The sequence below is a fragment of the Chromatium okenii genome, assembly GCF_016583745.1.
GTDB classification, from domain to species: domain Bacteria; phylum Pseudomonadota; class Gammaproteobacteria; order Chromatiales; family Chromatiaceae; genus Chromatium; species Chromatium okenii.
This window is the reverse complement of the sequence record NZ_NRRQ01000083.1, coordinates 1-1820: the sequence shown is the minus strand read 5'-3', so window position 1 is coordinate 1820 and position 1820 is coordinate 1. Positions and strand designations below refer to the sequence as shown.

The 1820-nt window shown below is 49.0% G+C and carries 6 protein-coding genes; 2 read left to right on the top strand and 4 right to left on the bottom strand.

Annotation, left to right across the window (positions count from 1 at the left end):
- Positions 1-298 (top strand): DnaB-like helicase C-terminal domain-containing protein (locus CKO12_RS14195; RefSeq protein WP_274599935.1); only part of this gene is annotated, 298 nt, incomplete at its 5' end.
- A gap of 16 nt (positions 299-314) precedes the next feature.
- Here CKO12_RS14195 and CKO12_RS14190 read toward each other — a convergent pair.
- Genes CKO12_RS14190 through CKO12_RS14175 form a run of 4 tightly spaced genes read right to left on the bottom strand, consistent with a single transcriptional unit; the run spans position 315 to position 1546 of the window.
- On the bottom strand, positions 315-713 hold the full coding sequence (locus CKO12_RS14190) for a hypothetical protein (protein ID WP_200155373.1): 399 nt from the start codon (positions 711-713) through the stop codon (positions 315-317).
- A gap of 7 nt (positions 714-720) precedes the next feature.
- A complete protein-coding gene (locus tag CKO12_RS14185) occupies positions 721-1122 on the bottom strand; it encodes a type II TA system antitoxin MqsA family protein (protein ID WP_200155372.1) in 402 nt (133 codons plus the stop codon).
- 2 nt (positions 1123-1124) lie between these two features.
- Entirely contained in the window at positions 1125-1352 is a 228-nt protein-coding gene (locus tag CKO12_RS14180; RefSeq protein WP_274599934.1) for a type II toxin-antitoxin system MqsR family toxin, read from the bottom strand.
- Positions 1349-1546, bottom strand: coding sequence for a hypothetical protein (locus tag CKO12_RS14175; protein ID WP_200155374.1), 198 nt, complete (start codon positions 1544-1546; stop codon positions 1349-1351). Before CKO12_RS14175 ends, CKO12_RS14180 begins: the two co-directional genes overlap by 4 nt.
- Positions 1547-1717: 171 nt before the next feature.
- On the opposite strand from CKO12_RS14175, the gene CKO12_RS14170 reads away from it, so the two are divergent.
- On the top strand, positions 1718-1820 hold a 103-nt coding region (locus tag CKO12_RS14170), incomplete at its 3' end, for a nucleotide-binding protein (RefSeq protein ID WP_274599928.1).

The following is a 1820-nucleotide window of genomic DNA, read 5'->3' as shown; positions in this document are numbered from 1 at the left end:
CTGCGGGGTTGGTTGGAATATCGCTGCGGCGATTGATCTTGATGGACTGAGATCGTTACAGGATGCCCTAACAGGTACTTTAGAACAGGACGCGGATTTGATCCTGTTTGTCTACCGCGATGAGGTTTACAACCCAGAGAGCAAAGACGTTGGGACTGCCGAGATCATCATTGCCAAACAGCGTAATGGCCCAATTGGAACGGTACGCCTCACCTTTCTCGGCAAATACACCAAGTTTGAGAACTTCATTCCCAATGAAGTCGAACCACCAGATGTGGTGCCTCCATTACCGTACTGATACTAGATATTGTGGTTTAGCGGGTCGTCACCGTTAATTGATAACTGGCATTGCCGCGAGTGCCACCCACTGCAATCAGATACCGCCCGGAGCTGGGCAATACACCCGTCCATGCCACTGCATCATCACCCTCACCCGCATTGGGCAAGGTTTCACCCGCAATTGAATCATCAGCTTGAAGCCGATACTTGGGCGCATAGAGATTAAAGACCGCATTATCTTCAATCGCATGGATCGCAACGGTCATGGTTTGCCCTTGTTTAGCGATGATTGAATAGCGATCCCGCTCACCGCGCACCACACTTGCTGACACCGTGCGGGATGACTGTCCTGTCGGGAATTGAATCGCGGTCACGCCATCAGCCAACACCGTGACACTGAAGAATAGAGCGATGATCGGAATTAAGCCGTTCATTGCTATCTCATACCGTTTTGATTTCGTTTAACAGATCAGGATGACGATCCAACAACTGCAATAACTTCACCAGTGCTAACGGTGGTTTAGTCTTACCGGTTTCATAGCGTGAAAAGGCATTGATACCGCCACCAAAGAGCGCAGTGGCTTCATGTTGATTCAGTGCCAGCTTCTCACGGACGCAGGCAATAAAGCTGGGATCAACCAGCGCAGCATCGACTTGTTGAATGAACTCACCAACTTGTTCACCGAATCGCTGCGATTCAATCGTATCCATAACGCACTCAGCACAAGCGGGACAAAAGTCACCAGTCACCGCCGGAATAAGCGTTGTTTCACCTTTATAACTGAATGGGACATCACGGGTATCGTGTCTTAATTCAGCCGCACCACAAACGGGACATTTCATCGTCATAACTCCTTGAATGAAACAACGAGGACATCGTCAATCACGGTCAATTTCAAATACACATCGCCAGTTGGAGTGTGCGGACGGTATACATCCTGCCAAATCCGATGATCGTTGTAAGTGGTCATCGCTTTATAGAAGTCAGTTGGAGTGAGTGCCATCACTGTTGCAACGATGTCATCTATCTCAAATCCGAATAACTTCCCGCCAATTACAGCACTTTGTGTCATGCGTATCTTGCCAGCATTAACCAATGCTTTAACAACCGACAACTTGCAATGCGGAGTTCGCTTTTCCATTCTGTAGTCTTCACCTGATTCGTGATAGCGAGCGGTTGTCTGCGATCCCGTTCATCGCGCACCACACTTGCTGACACCGTGACACTGAAGAATAGAGCGATGATCGGAATGCGGCTGATGTTCATGGTAGTGGCACAGTGAGATGACGGTTCAGTGCTGACAAATTTTCAATTCTCCCGCAAAAAATCGGTTATTAGTGTCGGCTAATTTCCGCAAAGCACCACCAGCACCACCCACGCAACCAAGGATCAATTTAAGTTAAATTAGCGTCCCATTTCAGCCCACGAGACGCAACCATGATCCTTCTCCTCGGCGGTGAGAAAAGCGGCACCGGCAAGAGCACCATTGCCGTTAATCTCAGCGTCTGGTTAGCCAATGCCGGGATTGACGTATTATTGA

Bases quoted from the DNA above. Each gene is read 5' to 3' on its own strand.
- CKO12_RS14190 (WP_200155373.1), bottom strand. From the start codon at position 713: ATGAACGGCTTAATTCCGATCATCGCTCTATTCTTCAGTGTCACGGTG.
- CKO12_RS14185 (WP_200155372.1), bottom strand. From the start codon at position 1,122: ATGAAATGTCCCGTTTGTGGTGCGGCTGAATTAAGACACGATACCCGT.
- CKO12_RS14180 (WP_274599934.1), bottom strand. From the start codon at position 1,352: ATGACACAAAGTGCTGTAATTGGCGGGAAGTTATTCGGATTTGAGATA.
- CKO12_RS14175 (WP_200155374.1), bottom strand. From the start codon at position 1,546: ATGAACATCAGCCGCATTCCGATCATCGCTCTATTCTTCAGTGTCACG.